A 243-nucleotide genomic window follows, 5' to 3' on the forward strand; every position below is an offset into this window, starting at 1 on the left:
CCAGCCTGCTTTTGCCATCCGCGCTTTACCCTGCGGGTGTTAAGCGGCAGCCCAAACTTGCGGCCGAGACGCTTACTGCCGTTGCCGAATCTTCGACAAACGAATCGCTGAAGCCAGCCTTCGCAGCCTATTTGAAGCTTGTTCCAGAAATGCGCGCTTCGTTGCTGAGCGCGGTCGAGGTTCTCGGTGGGCAGGCGCCCCTCACCGAGCTCGGTACTAGGTTGGAAGAGCAATTACGCCTGT

General features: G+C 58.8%; 1 pseudogene. It reads left to right on the top strand.

The features are described 5' to 3' along the window. A pseudogene (locus tag P1X14_RS22080) lies at positions 1 to 243 on the top strand (hypothetical protein); the annotation flags it as partial.

Origin of the sequence: Sphingomonas sp. AOB5 (genome assembly GCF_029433115.1) — a bacterium.
In the GTDB taxonomy this organism is placed as follows: Bacteria; Pseudomonadota; Alphaproteobacteria; order Sphingomonadales; family Sphingomonadaceae; genus Sphingomonas.